Origin of the sequence: Streptomyces lancefieldiae, from assembly GCF_031845825.1 — a bacterium.
GTDB lineage: Bacteria > Actinomycetota > Actinomycetes > Streptomycetales > Streptomycetaceae > Streptomyces > Streptomyces lancefieldiae.
In genome coordinates this window covers 28,770-46,989 of the sequence record NZ_JAVRFH010000055.1, presented here as the reverse complement: position 1 = coordinate 46,989, position 18,220 = coordinate 28,770, and the positions used below count along the sequence as shown (strand labels likewise).

Here is an 18,220-nt window from a genome sequence, read left to right as displayed (position 1 = left end):
TCGGTGATTCGACACCAACGAGCTGTTCAGGAGGCCCTGTTCGTATGCGTCCAGCGCCCCGCGATCACCCGATCGGGACTCCCGTTCGACGCACATCTCTCAAGATCGAAAAGAGAACAGCTTCTTACCGCCTGCGGCGCGCGCTCAAGCAACCGGCCTGCGGACCGCGTGCGACCTGCGGCTGGACGCCGACGTGCGGCTGCCCGAGCAGATACTGACCGAGGCGGAGACCGCGGCGACCGTACTGGCCCGCCTGGTCACCCATCCGAACGGAACACCGACCTGGCGCCGGTGGATCGAGCAGTTCACCGAGCGCTACGGCGAGAACACTGCCGTGCCGCTGGACGTCGCCACGGACCCCCACCGAGGCGTGGGCTTCCCGGCAGGGTTCGTCACGGCGAGCGAACCCCCTCGGCCGATGTCCCGGCGTGACCGTCTGCTGCTGGAGCTGGCCGGCACCGCCGCCGCCGAAGGCACCGGCACCGTCGCGGTGACCGGGGCGATGATCGAGGAACTGGAGGCAGCGGCTGGCGACAAGCCTCACGACGTGGCGCCCCACCTCGAACTGGCCGCACAGGTCCACGCCTCCTCCGTTCCGGCCCTGGACCGGGGCGACTTCCGGCTGCGCGTGTTGACGGTCTCCCGCTCGGCCGGATCGATGACCGGCCGGTTCTGGCACCTGTTCCCCGGCACCGAGACGACGTACGCGAGCCTGCCCACCGTCGACCCGGGGGCAGAACTCGCGCAGCTCTCCTTCCACGCCGGACGGGTGCCAGCCGACCTGCTGACCCGCGCGCCCCAGGCCCTGCCACGCGTCGTCAGCGTCGGCGAATTCCGCCGCCCCGGACCGCACGTCCTCTTTCCCCAGGACCTCGCGGTCACCGTCACGGACGGACGCCCCAAGCTGGTGGAGTCCGCGACGGGCAAGCCACTGGAACTGCTGGCCCCCACCGCCATCAACTTCCTGTGGAACAACTACACCCCGCCGATGGCCCGCTTCCTCGGAGAGATCAGCAGGGCCGCCTCCCCGCAGGTGACCTGGTTCGACTGGGGCGCCGCGTGGACCCTGCCCTTCACCCCGGCCCTCACCTACCGGCGCACCATCCTCACCGCCGCCCGGTGGAAGATCCGCAGCGGCACGCTGCCTGCCCGCACCGCCACGCTCCAGCAGTGGGCAGACCAACTCCACGCCTGGCGTGCCCGGTTCCGGGTGCCGGAGCGGTTGCTGCTCGCCGAGGACGACCAGCAGCTGCCCCTCGACCTGTCCCGCGATGTCGACCTGGACCTCCTGCGCGCGTATCTGGACGCCAGCCCCTTCGGCATCGCCACCCTGCACGACGCGCCTCCGGCGGACGCCGACGGGTGGATCGGCGGCCGGGCCCACAGCATCGTCGTCCCCCTGGCCAGGCGCTCATGACCACGACGACCGTACCCCGTACGCAGGACCTGTCCGAGGGCGCCCTGGGGATGGCCCTGCTCGACATCGAGCGCCGGGACCTGGCCACCGCCCGTCGCCACCTCGCCCAGGCCACCGCCCGCGGGGTCAGCACCGGCAGTAACGCCAGCCTGTTCCACGGTGCCCCCGCCCTGGAGTTCGTCCTGGCCCGCGTGCACGGGGCCAGCGAAGACGTCCGCGTGGCCGTCGACCGCGTCGTGAACGCCCGGCTCGTCGCAGCTCACCGCCGACAGGCGGCCGGCGCGCTGCCCCACCTCGCCGAATGGGACCTCATCCGCGGCCTGACCGGGCTCGCCGCACTGCTGCTGTCCCGCCGCCCGATCGCGCCCCGGTTGCCCGACGTGCTCGCCTGCCTCGTCGCACTCGCCCACCCCGCCCGCGGTGACGGCAGGATGCTGCCCGGGTGGTGGTCACTGGCCGGCCCGGACGGGAAGGAGATGGCCGGCGGGCACGGCAACAACGGCATGGCTCACGGCATCGCCGGGCCGCTTGCCGTTCTCTCCCTCGCCCTGCGCGAAGGCGTCAGCGTCCCCGGCCAGGAGGAGGCCGTCGGCACGTTCGCGACCTGGCTCGACCGGCACGGCACCCACTACTGGTCCACCACAGCCCACCTGGACGACCAGCCGCCTGCAGCGGAACCGGCCCGCCAGTCCTGGTGCTACGGCCGGCCCGGCATCGCCCGCGCCCAGCAGCTCGCCGCGCTCGCCCTCGGCGACACCACACGGCGCCAAGCGGCCGAGGACACCGTCGTGACCATCCTGACCGACCCGCTGCACCTCGCCCGCATCACCGATTCGACCCTCTGCCACGGCTGGGCCGGGCTGCTGACCCTCACCCGCGCGGTCGCCGCCGACAGCCCCGCACCCGACCGCTTCAGCCCGATCATCCGGGACCTGCACCGACGGCTGGCCAACAGCTGGGAGCGCCTGCCCAAACTCGGATTCATGGAAGGCCGCGCCGGAGCCCAACTCGCCCTGAACGCCACCGACACCACCGGCTGGAGCCGCGCCCTCCTGCTCACCTGACCCCCAGACCGGCCCCTTGCAAGGAGTTTGCAGCTCATGACCTTCAACGACGAGAACCTGCCAATCCCTCCAGCCACGTCCTGGTGGCACGCATCCGTGGCCTTCCTCGACCCTCAAGCGGGCGCCGCACGGGCCCTGGCGACCGCGCTGGCCGGGCACCGCTTCCACTTCCTGCGCAAGGACGCCGGCGTGCGCCTGCGCACCGAACAGCCTGCCACCGGCCTGCTGGACCAGCTCGTCGCCGACCGCGTCATCACCGGCTGGACGGGCGGGATGTACGAGCCGGAGACCCATGCCTTCGGCGGCCCCGAGGGCATGGAGGTCGCGCACGACGTGTTCTGCGCCGACAGCCCGGCCGCGCTCGCCGAGACCGGCAGCCCCGGCGCCCGCGAGCGCAGCGTGATGCTGCTGTCCGCCGTGATCCGCGAGGCGGGACTGGACCCGTTCGAAGCCGGAGACGTGTACGCCCGGTGGGCGGCCCTGCGGCCCCCCGTCAGCCCTCCTCAGGGGCCCGCGCTGGAGCATGCCGTGTCCGCGATGCGGCGGTTGATGAACGTGGACGCTTCCCTGCGCACCGACGCGGAAGCGGGCTGGGTCGAGCGCGTCGCCGCGTTCGAGGACGCCGGCCGCCGACTGCGCCGGCTCGCCGCCGACGGCCGCCTGATACGCGGAATCCGGGGCGTCATCGCCCATCACGCGATCTTCGCGTTCAACCGCGCCGGCGTACCTGCCGACGTGCAGGCCGCCACCGCGTGGCTCGGCCGTCACGTCGCCTTCTCCACCGGAGAAGGCGACGTGTCTACCCGCACGTCCGCCCCGGCGGACCCTAGCCTCCCCCGAATGGAGACCATCGTGACACCCGTAACCGGCCCCACCCAGCTGCGCGAAGCCCTCGCCCAGCGACTCGTCGACAGCGGCCACCTGCGCAGCAAGGCGGCCATCGACGCCTTCCGCACCACCGACCGCCACGCCTTCCTGCCCGGCGTCGACCTGGAGAGCGCGTACAAGGAGGACGCCGTCCCGATCAAGCACGACGAGCACGGGGAGATGATCTCCTGTATCTCCGCTCCGTCCATCGTCGCCACCCAGCTCGAACAGCTCGGCGCCCAGCCCGGCCACAAGGTCCTGGAAGCCGGAGCCGCCACCGGCTACAACGCCGCCCTCCTCGGCAAGATCGTCTCCCCCGGCGGGCAGGTGTGGACCCTCGACGTCGACCAGGACCTCGTCGCCGGCGCGAGCCGGCACCTCGCCGAGGCCGGCGTCGACAACGCCACCGCCGTGATGGCCGACGGTGCGGCCGGGCTGCCCGAACACGCCCCCTACGACCGGATCATCTTCACCGTCGGCGCCGGCGACGTCCCAGTGAAGATCCTCGACCAGCTCGCCCCCTGCGGGCGCCTGGTCCTGCCGATGCGCATCCGCGGCAGCATCTCCCGCTCCTTCGCCTTCGAACGCGACGGGGACACGTGGAAGACCGTCTCCTGCGAGATGGCCACCTTCATCCCCCTGCGCAAGGGCGTCTGCGACGATGTGTACACCCTCGTGCCGATGGCCGGCGAGGGCAACGTCCGCCTGGAGACGTTCAGCGAGCAGGACGTCGACCGCGAAGCGCTCCGTACCGTCCTCGACCAGCAGCAGACCAAGCTCTACACCGGGGTGAAGTTCCGGCAGGGCTCCGCCTGGGAGTGGCTGTACCTGTACCTGGCCTGCGTGCTGCCCAACGGCCTCTCCCGCCTGCCGGGCCAGCGCCCCGGGTTCACCCCGCACTTCGGGTGGGGCTCCATGGCCGCCCTCGACGGCGGGTCGCTCGCGTACCTGACCATCCGCGAGGGCGAGGACGAGAAGGGCCGGTACTGGGAGGTCGGCGTGATCGGCCACGGCGAGGGCGGCGCCGACCTCGCCGAGCGCGTCGTGAGCGAGATCCGCGCCTGGGACGCGACCGGCGGCAATGACGCCCCCGAACCGGGCTTCCGGATGGCTGTCGCCGACTCACGTGACCGCCTGACGGCGGACGACCCGCGCTTCGTCGTCGACAAGCCGTACAGCCGACTGGTCGTCGACTGGGCGCGCGAGGGCTGAGCCGATGATCCCCGCGATAGCCAGCCGCATCCCCTTGGTCCGCCGCACCAAGGCGCCCGCGCTCCCCTTGGAGGAGCGCATCAACCACCTCGCCGGGCTGACCGTCGCGTCCGCAGGTGCGAGCCACCACGACCTGGTGGCCCGCGCCTGCGGGGTCCTCAACTACGCGGCGCTCATCGCCTCCGACGTCGGTCTGCCCGATCTGGCCGAGGATCTGTGCTGGCGCCAGCACCAGGTCTTCGCCAACGCCGGACGCCTCAGCGGACGGATTGCCGTCATGTCGCTGATGCCGCTGGTCAACCTAGCCCGGCTGCAGACTCGCGCCGGCCACGGCGAACTCGCCTACAGCTTGTTGCACTGCCTCAACGACGCTGCCCGACACCGGAGCAAGACCGACATCGACGGCCGCACCGTCGACCTCTCGACCCTGACCGGCACGGACGAGGACCACCGCACGGTGTGCCAGGAGCTGTACATCACACTGCTCGTGGACGGCGCCCGCGCCCTCGCCCAGATCGGGCGGTGGACCGAGGCCGCCGATGCCATGGCCCAGCATCGCGGCATCGGCAACCGCCTCCTCGACGGCCGCCAGATCAAGATCATGGCCCTGATGGAACAGGGCCTGGACCAGCAGGCCCGCGACCTGATCGACACTACCCAGCCCGCCGAGCCCTGGGAGAAAGCCGTCGCCCTCCTCCTGCAGGCGCACTGCCGACCTGCCGACACCCCCGTCCCCGGCGCCGATCTCGACTGCACCGTGGAGGAAGCCGTCCAGCTCCTTGCCCACCCCGATCCGCCGACCGCCGTCTTCCAGACCCGGACGGTCTTGTCGGCCCTGGAACTGGACCACGCCGGCCGCCATCATGCCCGGATACTCGACTCCCTCATCAGCGTCGCCCGACTCGACGCCTACGCCGCACGAGAGGCTCTGCACCACCCCGTCGCCGCGTCAGTCCTGGATGACCAGGAGACGGTCGCGCTGACCGCGGTGATCGCCGCGGCTGGACTGGGAGCCGGCGCTCTGTCCGCGCACGACCACGAGGCCCTGACGGGCGCGGCCAGCAACGCCGAGCGGGAGTTGGAAGAGCTGCTGCAGGCCGATTCCAATCCCGGTTAGGAGGCGGGCGACCTGCGGTGCCCGGGCGTACTGCCCACGTGGATTGGCGGTGTCGGCGTTTCGGCCATTTCCTGCCCGCAGCCGCTCCATGCCAGACCAGGGATGTGGCGCCTGCAGGTTCCACAGACGCAGGGGATTACGGGCTTTCCAGCACGACCGAATGACGTGTGTTCGATATCGCAGCCGTGTCGTTAGACCTCACGACTCTGCCGCAGCGACCGTCCTAGGGAGAACGATGACCTCGGCCATTACGCAGGACCAGCTGCCGCAACCGCCCAAGGGGACCGCGCCGGACGGCGAACAGCAGGACGCCGGTGTTCGAGAAGAGGAATACCTCTACCGCGACGAGTCGAGGCTCCAGGCCGGCTCCCTGCTGACCTCCCGCACCATGGCGCGGCGCCTTCCCTCGCTGGTGCGGCGCTCGGTGCAGATGGCCTGGCGCGTGGACCGCGGCGCAACCATCGGCCTGTTGGCGTGCCAGATCGGAACCGGCGTCCTTGCGGCTCTCGGCCTCCTGGCTGTCACGGGCACGATCACCGCGCTGGTCTCCTCGGGCGACATCACCGAGCGGCTGTGGGACGCCGCCCCACAGCTGGCCGTGATCGCTGCCGCCGCCGGCCTGCGCGCGCTGCTGGGCATTGCCGTCGTCTGGCTCACCGGGCGGCTGCGTCCGGTGCTCGGCCGGACGGCGGAGCTGACGATGATCGAGGCCGCGCTCGGCGCGGAACTGGCCGCCAACAACAAGCCCGGCTACAACGACGCCTACGACATCGCCGACCGCGGCGCCCAGGTCACCCCCGACCTCGTCGAAGAAGCGCAGGACGTGCTGGCAGCCACCGCCACGCTGGCGGCCGGCGCTACCGTCCTGACCGTCCTGCACCCCCTGCTCCTCCCCCTGCTCTTCCTCGCGTGCCTGCCGCAGGCCGCCGCGTACGTGCGCTCCGCACGCGTGGTCTACCTCGCCGGGCTGGAGACCTCCGGGCGGCGCCGGATGCTGGGCAAGCTGCGCTGGCACATGGCCTATCAGGAGTCCAGTGAGGAGATGCGTGCCTGCCTGGCCGGCCCCTTCCTGATCGGGCGGTACCGGCGGCTGGCCGCCTCGGTCAACGCGGCCGAGCGCAGGGCCGCGAACACGGGTGCCTGGATGGGGCTGGCCGGGGCTGTGGCTGGCGGCGTCGCCTCGACCGCAGTGTGGGCGGCGCTGTTGTGGCTCCTGGCCTCCGGGCGGATGAGCCTGGCGGCCGGCGGCGGCGCCGTCTTCGCCCTTCAGACCGCCACCGGCTCGGTGCGCGGCATCATCAACGGCGGGGCCCGCCTGGTGCGCACCGGCTGGTACGTACAGGACTGGCAGAATTTCCTCGACAACGCTCACGGCCAGGCCATGACCGACTCACGCGGCACCGCGCCCGTGACCGCGGCCCCGGAGCGCTTCGAGGTCCGTAACGTCACCTACCGCTACGACGGCGCCCCCAAGGACAGCCTGAGCAACGTCTCCCTGCATGTGAAGCGCGGCGAGATCGTGGCGCTGGTCGGGGAAAACGGCTCCGGAAAGACGACCCTCTCGCGTCTGCTGTGCGGGTTGCTGCTGCCCACCGAGGGCGACGTGGCGTGGGACCACGCCTCCACCGCGGACCTGGACCCGTGGGGGTCGTGGGAGCACGTGGCGCTGGTGCCGCAGAAGTTCACTTACCTGCCGCTGACGATGCGCGACAACATCACCTTCGGGCAGGGCGACACCAGCGACGCCGCCCTGCTCGCCGCGTGCGAGGCGTCCGGCGCCGCGGAGATGCTTCCCAAGCTCCGTTCGGGCTTGAACACCCTCCTGACCAGCGAGTGGTTCGGAGGACAGCAGCTCTCCGGCGGGCAGTGGCAGCGCCTGGTCCTCACCCGCGCGTTCCATCGGCGGGCGGCACTCCTGGTGATGGATGAACCCACGGCCGCCCTCGATGCCCGCGCCGAGCACCGGATCTTCGCCGGCCTGCGCGAACTGGCCAAGGACCGCGCCGTCCTGCTGATCACGCACCGCCTCACCAACGTGGCCGTCGCCGACCGGATCGTGGTCCTGGACGAAGGGCGGATCGTCCAGGAGGGCACCTACGCCCAACTCACTCAACAACCAGGGCTGTTCCAGACCCTGTGGGAGCTGCAACGCCGGATGAGCGGCGACGCCCCGCTGAAGACCCGCCCGTCCATCGTGTCGGAAGGCAGAACTACGTGACTTCTCCCGTGTCCTCTTCGGATCACGTCTCAGCGGCTGCGGGTGTGCCGGCAGATCAGTACGCCGCGACCCGGCATGCCGCGTGGCTTGGTGCCGCCGGGCTCATCACCAACGAGGTGGGCCAGGTCCTGCTGGTGCGCCCCGCCTACCGTGAGGACGGCTCGTGGGTGCTGCCCGGCGGTGTCGTCGAACACGGTGAACACCCGCATGTCACCTGTCGGCGCGAGATCACCGAGGAACTGGGCCTGGACCTGCCGCTGTCGGCCGTGCTCGCCGTCCACTCCTTCTCCGCGCACCATCCCGATCTTCAGCCCGGCACGCACTGCCCCGGAGAGATCCGCTTCGTCTTCGACGGAGGAATCCTCACCCCCGACCAGGTGGAGGTGATCCGCCTGCCGCACCAGGAGCTGTCCGAGTACGCCTTCCTGGAAACCCGGGACGCGGTCCAGCGGCTGCGCCCCGTGGACGGGCAGATCATGCTCGCCGCCTATCGGGCCCGGCTCGGCAACACCGCCACCGCACACCTCGCCGACGGCCGGCACATCCTTGACGTCCCGGCCCTGGATCGGCACGACGTTCACGTCCGCTACCGGCCCTTGTGGGACAGCCCTCTCCACCGCGGACCCGTGGCCGAGCGGCTGCCCGTGCGGCAAGCCTGGGCGTGGTGCTTCATCCCCGACGGCCGGGTCGTCGTCGTGGCCGACCCCGGCCCGCGGGGCGCGCTGCCGATGCTGCCCGGCGGGACCGTGGAGAGCACCGACGCGACGCCCGAGGACACCCTGCGTCGCGAAGCCGCCGAGGAAGCCCAGCTCACCCTGGCCGATCCGGTGCGACTGGGATGGGTGCTGGACAAGACCGGCGAGGTCTACGGAGGCGTGGGGCCCAACGCCCGGCTCCGCCTGGCCGCCCGGGTCACCGCCATCGGGCCGGCGGCCGTCGACCCCGCCACCGGGCGCCCCTTCGCCCGCCTGCTCGCCACCCCCGCCCAGACTGCCGCCCTGCTGGGCTGGGGCCCGCCCGGAGCCCGGCAGGCCCAACTCGCCGCGGACACAGCACGAGAGCGGTGGGGTCTCCCCACCGCTTCCCCCTCCGCCATCGAGGAGATCCCTGCGGAGGGGATGCGGCTGAGCTGACCCCGACCCCGCCCACCACGTCCCCTTCCCGTCCCGCTGAGGTAGTCCCCATGCCGTTGTCGCACCACCACGTCCGCACCACCGTCGATACCTACCTCGCCCGTCACCCTCACGAGCGCGAGCAGCTCAGCGTTCTCCTGGAGGCCCTCGACCGGCCTGGCGAGGACATCACCAGCCGCTCGACCTTCACCGGGCACGTCACCTGCGGCGCGATCGTCGTCGACCAGCTCGGCCGCGTCCTGCACGTGCTGCACCGGGCCAGCGGGAAGGTCCTCGCCCCCGGCGGACACACCGAGCCCACCGACGGCTCCCTGGCCGCGGCGGCTCTGCGTGAACTGCACGAGGAGACCGGGATCCCGTCTCGGGCCGTCACGCCGTGGCCGGGCTACGAGACCGTGCCGCTGGACATCGACATCCACGACATCGACGCCCATCCGGGCAAGGGCGAGCCCGGACACCAGCACTTCGACCTCCGGTTCCTCTTCCGTCTGCAGACGACCGAGGTGCCGGTCGTGCCGCAGGAAGAGGAGGTCGGCGGCATCGAGTGGCGTCCCGTGGACCGGGTGACCTCCCCGGCACTGCGCGGGAAGCTGCTCAAACTGCCGCTCCAGGTCGAACCGGAGACGGCCAACGCCTCGGCCCTGATCTACAACGACCGCGGCGAGTACCTGCTCCACCTCCGCGACTACTTCCCCTGCCAGATCTGGGAGCCGGGCATGTGGTCCCTGCTCGGCGGCGGCCGAGAGCCCCAGGACGCCACCCTGGAACACACCGTGCGGCGCGAACTGGCCGAGGAAGCCGGCCTCGATCTCGCCGCTCTGTCCCCGTTCGGCACCGAGTACGCCTCCCACGACGACGGCACGACCGTACCCATCGCCATCTACGCCGGCCGCTGGAACGGCGACCCGCGCGAACTCCACCTGACCGAAGGAGTAATGCTCGCCTGGTTCGCCCCCGACGACCTTCACCGCCTGCGCATCGCGGACACGACCAGCGACCTCGTACGGCGCCACGCCGCCAGCCTCCCGGCGGCGCAGAGCCGGCCCGAGCCCGAGGAACAGCGTCCGGCGTCACCGCACGGCACGGTCCCCAACATCATCGGCGTCCACCTCTACCTGGAACGCCCCGACCGGACGGTGCTGCTCGGGCTGCGCCACCCCGACTCCGCGTTCGCGCCGTCCACCTGGCACGTCCTGGCCGGCCACTGCGAGCAGGAGAACGCCATCGACTGCCTGATCAGGGAGGCGATGGAGGAAGCCGGGCTGCGCATCGAGCGCCAGGACGTGGAACTCGTCCATGTCGTCCACCACATCGGTCAGCCCAGGAACCCGCCCCGCATGGGCCTGTTCTTCCGCGCCCGTACCTGGAGTGGCGAGCCGGTGCTGCGCGAGCCGGACAAGTGCACCCAGTGGAGATTCTGGGATCCCGCCGCCCTTCCCGACGACCTCGTCCCCTATACCCGACTGGCCATCGAGAAGATCCAGAACGGGGAGCTGTACAGCGAGACGGGCTGGCCCGCATGACCGGCGCATCGACCAGCGCATCCAGTCGCGTGCCCACTGCGACAGCGACCGGGCGTCCAGATACCCGCCTCGTGGTGATCCGCGGCAACTCAGCGTCCGGCAAGTCGAGCGTGGCCCAGGGCCTGCGAGATCACTACGGCCGCGGCATCGCGATCGTGGGCCAGGACGTGATCCGCCGGAACGTGCTCAGGGAACACGACACCGCGCGCGGCGCCAACATCGCCCTGCTGAGCACAATCGCCCGCGCAGCCCTCGACGCCGGCTTCCACGTCGTCCTCGAAGGGATTCTGTACGCCGACCGCTACAGCCACATGGTCACGTCTCTGGTACGGGACCATCGCGGCTCCTCCCACTGCTACTACCTGGACGTGCCGCTGGAGGCGACGTTGGTCCGGCACGCCTCGAAGGCGGATGCCGCGTACCTGGAGCAGGTCACCGACAGCCACCTCGCCTCCTGGTACCGCGAGCTGGACCTGCTGCCCAGCGGCCTGGAGACCGTGATCCCGGCCGCCAGCACGCTGCAGGACACCATCGCGGGCATCCTCCGCGAGACCGATCTGACCTCTGCCTCCCCCGTCCCACCGCCGCAGTGCAAGTCGTCCCAGGGAGATGCGATGAACCCTCTTGTGTTGATGTCCGATCCGCGGGTCGCCGCGATCCCGGTGCGCGAGTGCGGGGAACCCCTCGTCGACGTGCGAGACCACGGCTTCCGCGTCGACCCCCGTAAGCAAGATCCTCTGGGTGCGTTCGCCCACGTCCGCGAGGGTGTCCTGGCCCGCCTGAAGCAGGCCCGCTCGCTCCTGCCCGCCGGCACCGACCTTCTGTTCATCGAGGGCTACCGGCCGCTCGCACTCCAGCAGCGCTACTTCACCGAGTACCGCGACGAGCTGGCCGCCGCCCACCCTGACTGGACCGCCGAGGAGCTGCACCAGAACGCCAGCCGGTACGTGTCGCCACCGGAGATCGCACCCCACTCCGCTGGCGCGGCCGTGGACGTGACCCTCGCCGACCAGGACGGCCATGAACTGAACCTCGGCACCCGCGTCAACGCCTCCCCGGAGGAAAGCTACCGGGCCTGTTTCACGCACGCCACGAACATCAGCGACCGTGCGCGCCACCACCGCACGCTGCTGCTCAACGCGATGGAGAGCGCCGGCTTTACGAACTACGGGACCGAGTTCTGGCACTTCTCGGCAGCAGACCGGTACCACGCGCTGATGCGGCAGGAGCCGCACGCTCGCTACGGACCGATCCAACTGGCCCAGCCCGCCGGCAGCGCGACATAGGAGCGCGCCCCCACACCCTGACCCGGTTTCGACTCCCAGACCGGCAACGGACGGAAACATCGAACGGAGGCACGTATGCCTGACGACACCCAACAGACGATCCCGGCCATCCCGAGCCCGACGGGCGGAGACGGACCGCAGGAGCACCACATGCACCTGCTCGGGCGGTACTACCGCCAAGTGGAGGCAGGCCGCAAGACGATCGAGGTCAGGGTGGCCACCCCGAACAAGCGGACCATCGCAGTCGGCGACACGGCCGTCTTCCACGACCGGGACACCGGCCGGGAACTCGACGTCACCGTACAGCGGATCACCTCGTACCCCTCCTTGGAGGACCTGCTCGGCTCGGAGGATCCCGCGCGCATCGACCCGGACGGACCGCCCGGGGAGCTGCTCGCCTCCCTCCGCAGTATCTACCCGCCCGCCAAAGAAGCGCTCGGCGTTCTCGCCTTCGCGTTCGACCACCGCCCTGCCCGGCCAGGGCGCCCCATGCCGATGACGGCCGAGGAGTACGCGCAGACCGTCCCCCACCACACCGTCTACGGCTGCCTGTACATCCGCGACGAACACGTCCGGCCGGTCCAGCTCCGCTCGGTCTACGGCTGCAGACTCTGGCAGTTCCCGGGCGGCAACCTGGACGCCCCAGGCGAGGACCCGCTGCAGACCGCCCAGCGCGAAGCGGTCGAGGAAACGGGCCTCGAACTCGGTCTGAGCACGCCGCCGCTGCTCCTGACGCACTTCCTGCACGCCGGGCCCCACCTGCCGCTGAACAAGGTGGGGCTCATCTTCGACGGAGGCCAGTTGACCGCCGACCAGCTTGACCGGATCCGACTCGACCCCGCGGAACACGACATGTGGGCCGTCCACGACCTCGCGACCTGGCAGGAGCTGATGGCCCCGCGCGCCTTCGCCCGCCTCGACGCCGTCGAGAGAGCCCGACGCGGCGAGGGTCCCGCCTACCTGATCACGCACACCTGATCCCCAGCACCCCCACCCAGGAGGCAACCATGCCCGCCGAGGACACCAACACCCGGGCCTGGCATATCTACGGCCAGCGCCAACTCGCTCGGGCCTACACCCCGCCCATCCCCGCCCGGCTCGGCTGGACGCCCTGGGAAGGGATCGGACCGGGAGCAGAAGTCCTCGGCGCCGTCACCGGCCGCCGCGTCCTGGACATCGGCTCCGGGGCCGGCCATCACGCCGTCCACCTCGCCCAGGCTCACGGAGCGTGTGTCACCGGCATCGAACTGTCCCCAACCCAGCACGAACGCGCCGTCAGCACCCACACGGACGTGGACGGCGTGGAGTTCGTCCAAGCAGACGTGACCGAGTACCTGGCCGAAGCCGAGCCGTTCGACGCCGCTTACGCGATCGGAACGCTCGCCTTCATCGACCCGCACCGCTCGCTGCCGGCACTGCGCGACGGCCTGCGCCCCGGCGCCCCTCTGATCCTCTCGCTCCTGCACACCGACCTGAACGGCCGCGGTCCGTCCACGGAAGTAGCGCCACGGGAGCAGACGATCCTGCTCCGCGACGACCCACCACTGCCGACGCAGATGTGGGTCCTGGCACCGCAGCTGTGGGAGGACCTGCTCACCGAGTACGGCTTCCGCGTTGAGGCCATCGACCTCTTCCCGCACCCTGACGAGAACGCCACGGTCATCCAGCAGCTCCTCCGCGCCCGGCGCTTTCCCGACCGGCCGGCGCGCATCTCCAGCCGACCCCGCAGCACCCGAGCGCCAGCAGCCCACGCGGCAGTCGGCGTCGGCGCGATCCTGCTCAGCGAGCAGGGCATTCTGCTGGGCCGACACCGCCTGGGCACCCTCGAACTACCCGGCGGCAGCGTGGAAGCTGACGGTGAATCCTTCGAGGACGCGGTCGTCCGAGAACTTGCCGAGGAAACCGGTTTGGTCGCTCGAACCGGCGACGTGGAACTGCTCGGCACGCTCGTCGATCACGTCGAAGGCGTCCTGCGAGTCACCGTCGGCGCGCAGGTCCACGCTTGGGAAGGGCAGCCGACCACCCAGCCGGACGAAAACGTCGGCGACTGGGCGTGGTACCCCCTCGATCAGCTCCCCAACAGCCTGTTCGTATGCAGCGCCCAAATCCTCACGTCCTGGCGGCCCGGACTGTCCATCGACCACCCGCCGGCGCACTTCGCTGCCTTCGCCCATGCCCAGTAGCGCCGCTGACACAGCAGCCGCCACCGGTGCCCTCCTGCGACACGACGTCGGCACCGCCCCTGGTGGCAACACCCACCGCTTAACCCCAAGCTGGAGTTCTTCATGCCGCATCTCTCCATGCGCCGGTCCATACCCTCGGACGGCACCGTCGGCACCGACCGACTGCGCGATCTGGAGCAGGCTGCCCTGCGCCACAGAGTCCCCATCGAGGACGTGCTACTGATCGCCATTAACCTGTACGGGATCACATCCGACCACGACCGTCACCGTGCCCGGGTCAACCTCCGCCTTGTACGCCGCCCCGACACTGCCTGGCAGATCATCGTCCCGCTGAACCAGCTGGCCAGCCCTTTTCGGCTCCGCGGGGACGAACTGTTGCTGAACGGCTCGGTGGTCTCACACGTCGAGCGCATCGACGCCGACGAGGCTGTCGGAGGGTACTTCCGCAACGATGGCCAGGCCGCGACCCTGAACCCCAATGCCCGCAGCCGGTGCGTCGGGTGCGGCTGGTGCCCGAACACCCTGGAGGCCGCAGCTGATCCGAGAATGCAGGAGAACCAGGGGCTCGATGTCCTGCTGCGGGCCCTCGGCGAGCAGCACCCCCGCCGCAACCTGGCCGAGTTGCAGGAAGTCACCGTCTCCACCGGGTGTTTCGAGCGCGAGGACGCCGCCCTCGCGCACGTGACCGCCCTGCGCACCGCACTGGGGCGGGCCGGCGTCACAGCCCGGATCGGCTTCCTGACCTCCGTGCTGCGCACCGACGAGGCGTTCGAGGCCATCGCGTCGTTGGTGTCGCCGTTCGTGCTCAGGCTGACTGCCGAGCACTTCACCCGGCGAGAGGCCCTCATGAAGGCCACCAAGGCCGACCTTCGGCCAGAGCAGATGCCGAACTTGCTGGCACGGGCACGTAAGGCAGGTCTGGACACCTCGTACACGTACATCGTCGGCCTGGACCCGATGGACGACCTCGCCCGCGGGGTGAACGAGCTGGTCGACGAGGTCACCGCGTTCCCGAACATCCAGGTCTTCCAGGCACACACAGTGATCATGCAGGGGATGCGGACGCCGGGCGCGGAGAGACTGGAGTACTACCTGCAGGCGCGCACGGTGATCGAGCGGGCCATGGCGCCGACCGGGCTGCGGCCGGTGGGCTGGGAGTGCTACCGGCCACTGTGGTACTTCACCTTCGCGGGAGAGGACCTCGTCGATGGGGCTCGCTGACGCGGTCATCGAGCGGGTGCGGGTCGAGCACCTCGACGAGAGCGTGGCCGGCCCGTGGGAGAGGGGCGACAGCCGATTCGCGGTGTTGGTCGAGGCCGGCGGGGTGACCGGGGCGTTCGCTCCGGTCGACGAGCTGCCCGCCGCGCTCATCGCCACCCGGCTCGGGCAGAGCGCGCTGCGCCACCCGGTGGCCGACCACCGGGGCTTGCTCCACAGACTCCTGGCCGAACTCGGTCCGCACGCGGCAGGGCTCGGCCGGTGGGCGGTGGGGGCAATGGACTGCGCGGTGTGGGACCTGCACGGCCGCCTCGCCGACCTCCCGGTCGCGGCCCTGCTCAGCGACCGGCCCGCGCGGCAGGTGCCGGTCTACGCCTCCTGGCTCTCCCTGGACCTTGCTGCGGCGTCGGCCGCCGACTCGGTCAAGGCGACCGCCGACGAGGGGTTCGCCTTCACCAAGTGGGCCCTGCGCGACGCCGAAGCCCGCGAGATCGCGCTGCTGGCCGAACGGGCAGCGGAGTGGGCTGGGCAGAGCATGGCGGTGGACGCCCTGGGTACCTGGGGCCACCTGCGGACCATGGAGGTCTCACCGCTCCTCGTCCCGGAGACGGTGCGCTGGATTGAGGACCCGCTCCCGCGAACCGACCAGACCGCCTACACGCAACTTCTCAGTCGTGCGGCGGGCCTTCGGGTCGCGTTCGGCGAGCGGCTGTCCCACGTGGAGGACGCCAGGGCTCTGCTGGAGAACTGCCGGCCGGAGGCGTTCACGTTCGACGCAGTGTGGTGCGGCGGCATCACCGAGGCACGAGGGTGGCTGGGCGCCGCCCACGAGGCGAGGGTGCCGGTCCACCTGCACGGCCGGGCGTTCCTGCCCGCCGTGCACCTGGCCGCCGCCTTCCCCGACGCGGCGGGCGCGGTGGAGTACCAGGTGGTGTGGGAGCCGAGGCGCCAGCGGGCACTGCACGGCACGCTCCGGCCCAACGGCGGACACGTCGCTCTCCCCGACCGGCCCGGCCTCGGGATGGAGGTGCACCGGTAATGCCCAGGCACACAGGCGAACTGGCGGTCCACGGCCACCTGCAGCAGCGCGAAGGGGAGACGCTGCTCGTCGTGGACGAGCGGCTGAGCGGTCACGACACCTTCCTGTCCACGACCCTGCACCTCGAACAGCCGGTGCACGTGCCCGAACTCCCGGTCCGGATCCTCACGTTCGACGACGGCACCGTCCTGTCTCCCCTCGACCCGGTCCTGCCGCAGGAGCGAACCGGCGAGGAGTGGAGCGGCACGCTGCTGATTCCGCACGGCGCCCGCCCGCCGGCGATCCCCGGCGACCTCGCCCAGGCGGCTGCCGAAGCCGGCGTCGACACCGGCGGCTGGTCGCCGGCCGAAGCCCGGCACCTGCTGACCTTCCTCGGCGAAGCCGGCTCCGCATCCGTGCGCACCGAGCGGATTGGCATGATCATCACGGCTCTGGGAGACCGTTCGTGAGCGCGGCGTCGGTGCGGCTGGTGAGCCTCGATGTCGGGTACACCCTGGGCGAGCCGTCCGGAACGACGCTGACCCAGCGCCTGGTAGAGCTGTCCCCGCGTCCGGCCCGGGAGGCGAAGCGAATCGCCCAGCGGATCCTGCACGCCATGAACCCGAGCGCCGACACGACGGGGCCGCAGACGGTGTGCGCCGCCCTGGGCATCGCGCAGTCCGCCTTCCCCCACGACCACCGTCCGCCCGCCTTCGCCCTGTGGCCCGGCGCGGTGGAGGTGGTGGCGCGGATCGCCCGGAACGTGCCGGTGGTCACCCTGTCGAACGTGAGCCACTGGGACGAGCGGGAGACCGACGTCGCCGCCCTTCTCGCCCCCCACCTGCGGGCCCATCACCCCTCCTGGCAGCTCGGGTTCGCCAAACCCGACCCGCGCGCCGTGGAGACTGTTGCCCGACTGCACGGCCACGACCCCGCGGAGGTGCTGCACGTCGGTGACAGCCTCGACTACGACGTGCGCGGCGCCCTCGCCGCCGGAGCTCAGGCCCTGTGGATCACCCCGTGCCCGCCGTCGGCCGAAGCCGTCCGGCTACTGGCCGAGTACGCCGGCCGGGTCACGGTCGTGCCGGACCTCGCCCGCGCCGTCCGGCACATCGAGCAGACCCTCCTCCCGTCAACCCACACGATCAGGAGCACCATCCCGTGAGCCAGTTCGACACCACCGCCCCGTTCTACGCCGCCTACCGGCCCGGCATCCCGAAGAAGGCCGTCGAACTACTCGCCCGGCGGATGGCTGGCAAGGAGCACCGTGCCCTGCTCGACCTCGGGTCCGGCACTGGGCAGGTCCCCCTGGCCCTGGCCGAGACGGTGACGGAGATCGACGTCGTCGAACAGGACGCGGGGATGCTCAGTGAGGCCGACAAGGCGCTCGCCGGGCTGCCCGTCCCCGTCCGCCTGCACAACTCCCCGGCCGAGCAGTTCACCCCGCCCGCCTCCTACCGCGCCGATCTCGTCACGGTCTGCAGGGCGTTCCACTGGATGGACCAGGGTGTAGTGCTGTCGCGGTTGGAGAGCATGGCCGCGCCGGACGCGACCGTCGCGGTCATGGGCGACGGCAGTCTGTGGACCGCGCGCACTGCGTGGACCGACGCCTTGCGTGCCCTGATCCAGGAGTACCTGGGCGAAGAGCGACGGGCCGGCGCGGGCAAGACGTACGCGGCGCACAATCGGCCGTACAGCGAGATCCTCGCCGAGTCCGCCTTCGGCCGGGTCGAGGAGCACACCATCGCCGTCGAGCGGCAATGGGTCACCGACACGGTGATCGGCTACCTGTACTCGACTTCCTTCGCAGCCCGGCCGCTGTTCGGGGAACGCGTCGAGGACTTCGAGCGCCGTGCCCGGGCTCTGCTCGACGAGCACGCCGCTGCCGGCGGCCTGACCGAGCACGCCTCCTTCCAGGTCGTCCTCGGCCGGCGCGGCTGACCCGCTCCCCCTCTTCGCCGTGG

General features: G+C 71.1%; 15 protein-coding genes. All 15 read left to right on the top strand.

Annotation, left to right across the window (positions count from 1 at the left end; genetic code table 11):
* The first annotated feature begins 22 nt into the window (after nt 1-22).
* Nucleotides 23-1,417, top strand: a complete 1,395-nt coding sequence (locus RM812_RS34265; RefSeq protein WP_311582054.1) for a lantibiotic dehydratase family protein — start codon at nt 23-25, stop codon at nt 1,415-1,417.
* Nucleotides 1,414-2,481 carry a lanthionine synthetase LanC family protein gene (locus RM812_RS34260; protein WP_311582050.1) on the top strand — a complete coding sequence of 356 codons (1,068 nt, stop codon included), beginning with the start codon at nt 1,414-1,416 and terminating at the stop codon, nt 2,479-2,481. The genes RM812_RS34265 and RM812_RS34260 overlap by 4 nt, the downstream gene beginning before the upstream one ends.
* 36 nt (nt 2,482-2,517) lie before the next feature.
* On the top strand, nt 2,518-4,560 hold the full coding sequence (gene fxlM / locus RM812_RS34255; RefSeq protein ID WP_311582047.1) for a methyltransferase, FxLD system: 2,043 nt from the start codon (nt 2,518-2,520) through the stop codon (nt 4,558-4,560).
* A 4-nt stretch (nt 4,561-4,564) separates the two neighbouring features.
* Entirely contained in the window at nt 4,565-5,677 is a 1,113-nt protein-coding gene (locus RM812_RS34250; RefSeq protein WP_311582044.1) for a hypothetical protein, read from the top strand.
* 235 nt (nt 5,678-5,912) lie between these two features.
* Nucleotides 5,913-7,895: an ABC transporter ATP-binding protein gene (locus tag RM812_RS34245; RefSeq protein ID WP_311582041.1), complete on the top strand. Its 1,983-nt coding sequence runs from the start codon at nt 5,913-5,915 to the stop codon at nt 7,893-7,895.
* A 44-nt stretch (nt 7,896-7,939) separates the two neighbouring features.
* Nucleotides 7,940-9,028 carry an NUDIX hydrolase gene (locus RM812_RS34240; protein ID WP_311582038.1) on the top strand — a complete coding sequence of 363 codons (1,089 nt, stop codon included), beginning with the start codon at nt 7,940-7,942 and terminating at the stop codon, nt 9,026-9,028.
* A 50-nt stretch (nt 9,029-9,078) separates the two neighbouring features.
* A complete protein-coding gene (locus RM812_RS34235) occupies nt 9,079-10,551 on the top strand; it encodes an NUDIX domain-containing protein (protein WP_311582035.1) in 1,473 nt (490 codons plus the stop codon).
* A gap of 74 nt (nt 10,552-10,625) precedes the next feature.
* A complete protein-coding gene (locus tag RM812_RS34230; RefSeq protein WP_311582032.1) occupies nt 10,626-11,837 on the top strand; it encodes a M15 family metallopeptidase in 1,212 nt (403 codons plus the stop codon).
* A gap of 75 nt (nt 11,838-11,912) precedes the next feature.
* The gene (locus RM812_RS34225) at nt 11,913-12,815 is read left to right on the top strand and encodes an NUDIX domain-containing protein (RefSeq protein ID WP_311582030.1); all 903 of its coding nucleotides are present in this window, start codon (nt 11,913-11,915) and stop codon (nt 12,813-12,815) included.
* A 29-nt stretch (nt 12,816-12,844) separates the two neighbouring features.
* Nucleotides 12,845-14,020, top strand: a complete 1,176-nt coding sequence (locus tag RM812_RS34220) for a bifunctional class I SAM-dependent methyltransferase/NUDIX hydrolase (RefSeq protein WP_311582028.1) — start codon at nt 12,845-12,847, stop codon at nt 14,018-14,020.
* A 102-nt stretch (nt 14,021-14,122) separates the two neighbouring features.
* Entirely contained in the window at nt 14,123-15,241 is a 1,119-nt protein-coding gene (locus RM812_RS34215) for a hypothetical protein (RefSeq protein ID WP_311582026.1), read from the top strand.
* On the top strand, nt 15,228-16,277 hold the full coding sequence (locus RM812_RS34210; protein ID WP_311582022.1) for an enolase C-terminal domain-like protein: 1,050 nt from the start codon (nt 15,228-15,230) through the stop codon (nt 16,275-16,277). Before RM812_RS34215 ends, RM812_RS34210 begins: the two co-directional genes overlap by 14 nt.
* Nucleotides 16,277-16,726: a hypothetical protein gene (locus RM812_RS34205; protein ID WP_311582019.1), complete on the top strand. Its 450-nt coding sequence runs from the start codon at nt 16,277-16,279 to the stop codon at nt 16,724-16,726. Before RM812_RS34210 ends, RM812_RS34205 begins: the two co-directional genes overlap by 1 nt.
* Nucleotides 16,723-17,421: an HAD family hydrolase gene (locus RM812_RS34200; RefSeq protein WP_311582017.1), complete on the top strand. Its 699-nt coding sequence runs from the start codon at nt 16,723-16,725 to the stop codon at nt 17,419-17,421. The genes RM812_RS34205 and RM812_RS34200 overlap by 4 nt, the downstream gene beginning before the upstream one ends.
* On the top strand, nt 17,418-18,197 hold the full coding sequence (locus RM812_RS34195) for a class I SAM-dependent methyltransferase (protein WP_311582014.1): 780 nt from the start codon (nt 17,418-17,420) through the stop codon (nt 18,195-18,197). The genes RM812_RS34200 and RM812_RS34195 overlap by 4 nt, the downstream gene beginning before the upstream one ends.
* Nucleotides 18,198-18,220: the final 23 nt, after the last annotated feature.